The organism is Moorena sp. SIO4A5, assembly GCF_010672005.1.
Lineage (GTDB): Bacteria > Cyanobacteriota > Cyanobacteriia > Cyanobacteriales > Coleofasciculaceae > Moorena.
Genome location: NZ_JAAHHZ010000271.1, coordinates 1 through 6,225, shown reverse-complemented (window position 1 = coordinate 6,225; position 6,225 = coordinate 1). Strand labels below are relative to the sequence as shown.

At 45.3% G+C, this 6,225-nt stretch carries 4 protein-coding genes; 1 reads left to right on the top strand and 3 read right to left on the bottom strand.

The window, feature by feature from the left end; genetic code table 11:
• A partial coding sequence (locus F6K57_RS34635; RefSeq protein WP_293072459.1) for a creatininase family protein occupies nucleotides 1-132 on the bottom strand: 132 nt, incomplete at its 3' end.
• A 625-nt stretch (nucleotides 133-757) separates the two neighbouring features.
• On the opposite strand from F6K57_RS34635, the gene F6K57_RS34625 reads away from it, so the two are divergent.
• Nucleotides 758-4,903, top strand: coding sequence for a hypothetical protein (locus F6K57_RS34625; protein ID WP_293072457.1), 4,146 nt, complete (start codon nucleotides 758-760; stop codon nucleotides 4,901-4,903).
• Nucleotides 4,904-5,216: 313 nt separating this feature from the next.
• On the opposite strand, the gene F6K57_RS34620 is transcribed toward F6K57_RS34625, so the two are convergent.
• Complete coding sequence (locus tag F6K57_RS34620) at nucleotides 5,217-5,558, bottom strand: PIN domain-containing protein (RefSeq protein ID WP_293072455.1); 342 nt, start codon at nucleotides 5,556-5,558, stop codon at nucleotides 5,217-5,219.
• Nucleotides 5,555-5,941 carry a hypothetical protein gene (locus tag F6K57_RS34615; RefSeq protein WP_293072453.1) on the bottom strand — a complete coding sequence of 129 codons (387 nt, stop codon included), beginning with the start codon at nucleotides 5,939-5,941 and terminating at the stop codon, nucleotides 5,555-5,557. Before F6K57_RS34615 ends, F6K57_RS34620 begins: the two co-directional genes overlap by 4 nt.
• Nucleotides 5,942-6,225 lie beyond the last annotated feature (284 nt).

Below are 6,225 nucleotides of genomic sequence, written 5' to 3'. Positions count from 1 at the left end.
TAAATGGGGGCCATGCTGCTCAATGGAAGCGACCGGCTGAATAATCACAACATTTTCTTTGTCTGGCATCTGTTCGATATCAGTCCAGGTCAGATAAGGGAAAAAGCGTTCTGGAGGAATGAAATTATGCATTGGATAAATGAGTTATCTAAAAACGAGTGAAGTTTGAAAACCCAGCCTATCCGCGAGCTGGGATGAAAAACTTTGAAAGCGCGGATTTATTCCCCGTCTATTTTTATCCCTGCTTTTTCCTGAATTAATATACTCAGAGCTGTTTAATAAAAAAAGGAGGTAAGATTGATGACCACCCTAGAGTTTAAAGCATAGGTGGCAAAAAATCAGTCCCAGAGAAGAAGGGTTTCCCATCCTTTAAGAAAAACTCCCGCTCCGTCAGATATAACAGCAGTGGGTGGAAGCTATCCAAGGATCGTGCATTGGATTCAGTTCACTGACAAAAAAGGAATCTCAAAGCTAAAGCTTAAAGGGACTTGGGATCTTTTCAATAGACTGGCGCGTTACGTAATCCGATCATCACGACCTTGTGGTCTATGTTCGGGAAGGGTTCCCGAAGGCTAGATTTAAGGGTCTTGAACTTAGTTAAGAATCATTAGTCTCGCGCTTATCTATCAGTGATGGTGGTTGGTATCAATTTAGGAAAGCGATGCAGCCCGGTGTTGGGGGAAACCCCCTCAGGTCGGTGCTGCATCGCTTCGTCCCTTGAATTTGAAAACACTTGAGCACCCATTGCGATAACTCCATGACTAATAGTCACCCACAGGATAATCATCAACAAGCTCATAACCAACAAGCTCATAACCAACAAGCTCATAACCAACAATCTTATCACCAACAGCTATTGGAGCAGCTGGCTTGGGTAATTGAAATGGCAGCCACTGTCGAGGAATTTTCTTTATTCTTTGCCCATTGTAATTATACGCAGTGGCGAGACCACTTGATTCAACAGCTGGCAGAGGTTTGTTCGGTAGAGATTTTCCCGATTGGGCTAACTCCGGAGGTCACCGAGCTCTACAGGACTATATATACCTCGACTCAATCCCAACTGGGACAAAAACAGCCCCGAGGGATTATGGTTTATGGCTTTGAGGTGGTCACAGACCTTGAGCAACTGCTCAAATTAGCCAATGGAGTCCGGGAGGAGTTTCGGAAACAGTTCAATGTCCCCATCCTGTTTTGGGTAGATGATCGAGTCTATTCCCAATTCCTGCGCTCTGCCAGGGATTTGGCCAGTTGGGTAACCGGTTCACCCCTGGAGTTTCAAATCTCTACCGCTGAGGTAATTAAATTTATCCAACAGGTTACTGATCTTGGGTTTACTCAAGTTTTAGCCGCTGGAGCTGCTGGGGGTCTTGACCATGGACAGAATCTCAGTAACCAGCAGCTGGCTGACTTACGCCGGGCAAGGCTTGACTTACAACATCGACAGGTAGCATTAGCGCCAGATTTAGAAGCGAGTCTGGAATTTATCCTAGGTCGAGGAATTCCCGATGGTCTCAACCAGTCCGAGGAGCATTATCAACGAAGTTTAAAGCTATGGGAAGATCTGGTGCTATCTTCGCGCTTTTCTCGCTCTCGGGTAACGGAACATCTGATCCGAGCCGGATGTGTTCTGTTCCATATGGGGCAATTTTACCGTACCTATGCTGATCAAGACCGGAATCAGGATAAGCAACATTGCCTACGGGCAAGAGACTATTTTTTGCGATCGCATTATTGGTTTGAGGAAGCTAAGCGTCCAGACTTAGTCGCTAAGTTTATCAATCCCTTAGGAGAAATTCTACAAAGACTAGGGCGATGGGATGAGTTGGAGCAGTTAGGGAAAAAAGCTTTAAGCCTCCATCAGGAATATCCCAACCCGGTCTGGCTTGCCCATGATTACGGCATTTTAGCGGCAGAAGTCGCCATCGCTCGCTCCCAATGGCATCGGGTCAAAGACTTGGCCACTAAAGCACTGGACATCCTTACCGATGCCCAAGATTCTTTTCAACTTCCTGGTGACCTGACTCGGGAGCAGTTGGAGTGGGCGTGGGAAATTCATCAAGGTTGGTATCGCTTTTCCCTAGGGAGAGCCTACAAGCATCTCGGTCAACCCCAGCAAGGGATTGCCCATCTTGAGCTTGCCAAAGACCAAACTAATCCTAAGGTTAATCCCGATCTATATATTCAAATTCTCAAAGAATTGCGACAGCTCTACCTTGACCAAGGGGATTATCAAAGAGCCTTCTCTGTTAAGGCATACCAGCAATTAATCGAGTATCAGTTCCGGTTTCGGGCATTTGTGGGCACTAGTCGATTGTCCCTCAACCAACTAATCAGGGATACTCAGGCAACGCCAGAAGAAAAACAGCGAATTGTGGCTGATCAAATTGCCGCCTCTGGTCGAGAGCAAGCGATTAATGACTTAGTTGAGCGTATTGCTCGCAAAGACCACAAACTAACAGTAATTTGTGGCTCCTCCGGCGTGGGAAAAAGTTTTCTACTTGAGGAAGGTTTAATTCCTAAATTACAGCAAGACCGTATTGCAGGTCGGGATGTGGAGCCGGTGTTGCTCAGCGTTTATCCCCAGTGGGAGGATAGGTTAAATCAAAGGATAATTGGAACAGAGAAGGGGGGAGAGTGGCAAAAGAAGGGAGAGAGGGAAGAAATTCTGGGAAAAGTTCTCGACCAGCTGCGACACAATGGTGACAATAATCGACTGACGGTTATAATTTTCGACCAGTTTGAAAAATTTTTAGTTGAGTATCATAAGCCACAGCAACGACGAGTTTTTTATCAATTTTTAAAGGACTGCCTAAGCCTTGACGCAGTGCAAGTTATTCTAGCCTTGCGTTCAGATTATATCTCTTATTTACTAGAGTGTAATGACCGTCTGATTAGTTTAGATGTAGTCAATAATGATATTCTCAGCAAGAATGTTCTCTATTACTTAGGTAATTTTGATCAGCCCCAGGCAAAAGCGGTGATTAAACGGTTAACGGAGCAGGCTAAGTTTTCCTTAGAACCACAGCTAATTGATCAATTAGTGGAAGATTTAGCAGCAGAAACGGGAGAAGTGCGTCCGATTGAGTTGCAGATGGTGGGAGCCCAATTAGAAACCGAGGGAATTGTGACCTTGGAGAGGTATCAACAACGGGGCGATAAGGCCAAACTAGTAGATCGTTATCTGGAGGCTGTGGTTACCGATTGTGGACCACAGCACCGAGAAACTACCTGGAAATTGTTGTCTCTATTGACCGATGATAAGCAGCTGAGACCGTTAATAACGGAAACTGAATTAGCTACTGGGTTAAGCTTACCCCCAGAGCAGCTCACCCTGATTTTAGAAATTTTAGTGGGCTCTGGTTTAGTGTTTAAGAGTCAAGGAGTAACCGAATACTGCTATCATTTGGTTCATGATTATTTAGTAGAACCAATTGATAATAGATATGAGAGTGATATAAAAACATATTTGGTAAAGGTTGAGGAAGAAAATAGAATTTTAGAGCAAGGGCAGCAAGAAGGACTAAAACTAGAACGAGCAGGAGTTACACATCTTCATCAATTTAACTCTAGCCCGTTTGATGCCTTAGTAGCAGCTATGGAGACCGGGAAAGCATTGAAAGCAATGGTCACCAAAAATACTCCCTTGAAAGACTATCCTGCTGCTACTCCAATACTCGCTTTACAAATGATTCTTGACCACATTCAGGAGCCTAGACTTGGGCAGCATCAGGGTAAAGTTTACCAGATGAAATTTAGCGGGGATGGTCAGCTGCTGGCTAGCGCTGGAAAGGATGGAATCGTGAGGTTGTGGGATGTCAACACTGGGCAAGTCCAAGAATTGAAAGGGCATAAAGGTTTGGTTTGGCAGATGCAATTTAGCCAGGATGATCAGCTGCTCGCTACTGCTGGAGTTGACGGAATCGTGAGGTTGTGGGATGTCAACACTGGACAAGTCCAAGCATTGAAGGGGCATCAGGGTTGGGTTAAGCAGGTGGAATTTAGCCGGGATGGTCAGCTGCTCGCTACTGCTGGAGTTGACGGAATCGTGAGGTTGTGGGATGTCAACACTGGACAAGTCCAAGAATTGAAGGGGCATCAGGGTTGGGTTGACCAGGTGGAATGGAGCCGGGATGGTCAGCTGCTCGCTACTGCTGGAGAGGACGGAATGGTGAGATTGTGGGATCTCAACACTAGGCAAGTTCAAGAATTGAAGGGGCATCGGGGTTGGGTTAAGCAGGTGGAATTTAGCCAGGATGGTCAGCTGCTGGCTAGCGCTGGAGAGGACAGAATCGTAAGATTGTGGGTCCTCAATACTGGGCAAGTCCAGGAATTGAAGGGGCATGAAGGTTTGGTTTGGCAATTGGAATTTAGCCGGGATGGTCAGCTGCTCGCTAGCGCTGGAGATTACGGAATGGTGAGGTTGTGGGATGTCAACACTGGGCAAGTCCAGGAATTGAAGGGGCATCAGGGTAAGGTTAGCCAGGTGGCATTTAGCCGGGATGGTCAGCTGCTGGCTAGCGCTGGAGATTACGGAATCGTGAGGTTGTGGGATGTCAACACTGGGCAAGTCCAGGAATTGAAGGGGCATCAGGGTAAGGTTAGCCAGGTGGCATTTAGCCCGGATGGTCAGCTGCTCGCTAGTGCTGGAGATGACCGTACCGTGCGCCTGTGGGATTTAAGGGGTCGTGAAATTGCTCAATTCGAGGGGAATCCCATGGTTTTCAACCCAGATGGGACGCAACTGGCTACCATAGACGGGGATACCATCAAGCTGTGGCGGGTGGACACCTTGGATGGACTCTTAGCTAGGGGTTGTGCTTGGCTAAGTAGTTATTTCAGGAATAGTTCTGTTAATCCGGAACTGAAAGCGTTTTGTGATTGCTTGCTTGAAGAGTCAATGTAGAATTAATAATTAAGAATGTAGAATGCAGAATTAATAATTAAGAATGTAGAAGGTAAAATGTAGAATTAAGAATTAAGAATGTTGTTCGCTTAGCTTAGCCGAAAGGCCGAGGTTGGCGATATGAGCAAATACTATCCTGCTAAATTACCTACTACCTACTATCGGTTCTGTTCCCTGATAATTAGTTTTTTACTTATCAAGCATCAAAGCTCGATAACCAGCTTGGACAAAGTGCTTATCCGTAGTTAAAGCATCTGTTAAACCTTGTTCTTTCATAACAGCAAAGGAAATACAGTCAGTTAGACCCCAACTTTTATCGGAACGTTCGCGTAGCGTGGCCGTTCGCGTAGCGTGGCCGAAAGGCCAAAAGGCCAGCGTCATATAGTTGCAAGGCACGTTGTAAAAGTGGTGTATCTACACTAACAACATACATATTTTCTGTCTCGTAACACTGTTGAATAAACTGAACTGCTATCACGCGATTAACCGCACTCAAAGCATTACCAACTTCTGTTAGCACAGCTTCAGTAACCCATACCTCCTTAGCATTTTTTAGTCTAGGCAGTAATTCCAGTGCTTTGTGATGGTATTGGTCTCGTTTATTTAACAAAGCTTGGATAAAAGCCGTGTCCAAGAACAACCGCTCCCCAATCATAACTCATCCTCAAGATTAGACTTAGGCGTACCATACAAATAATGGTCATGTTCCATAGCCCAGTCTGATGGCGCTTCAACTGTTCCAGCAAATTCTTCTAACACATCCCAGGCATTTTGGCTAGTAACTGTTTTCACTTCTGTCTCAATAGCAATAGCATAGCGCTTGCCCGGTTCGAGATTAACAGTTCTGTCTAAGCGTAAAACCTCACCATCGAAGATAGCTGTTACTACAGGTATCTTTCGAGCTTCTGTGCTGTCAGCCGGTTGAGTTTTAACATCTTGGCGGAGGTGAATTTCCTGTATTAGGTCTGCCCAGCTAAAATCTTCTGGTAATTTATCGATTAATCTACGTGCTTCTTCTTTGAGATTAAGGCTTGCCATAAATTTTATCCTCCAATTCATTAAGCTAGTGGGATCACCTTGGCTGATCAGGCTCACAGGCTCAATCACCAGGCTCACAGGCTGATGCGATCGCATTTGCCTAAGCTAGCCTACCCTTAGTGCCATGGATTACTATAGACAAAAATAACCTATTATTATACCAAAAAAGAAATTAAAACTCGCAGCATTAGTTATGATACATAAACAGTATTGAACCCTTGATGATCTGACACCCCACACCCCAAACCCCACACCGGATGACTCTAAATTTCACCGAGTTTTAC

What these genes read in the sequence shown, in the direction of transcription:
- F6K57_RS34615 (WP_293072453.1), bottom strand. Translation starts at nt 5,941, where the DNA reads ATGGCAAGCCTTAATCTCAAAGAAGAAGCACGTAGATTAATCGATAAA.
- F6K57_RS34625 (WP_293072457.1), top strand. Translation starts at nt 758, where the DNA reads ATGACTAATAGTCACCCACAGGATAATCATCAACAAGCTCATAACCAA.
- F6K57_RS34620 (WP_293072455.1), bottom strand. Translation starts at nt 5,558, where the DNA reads ATGATTGGGGAGCGGTTGTTCTTGGACACGGCTTTTATCCAAGCTTTG.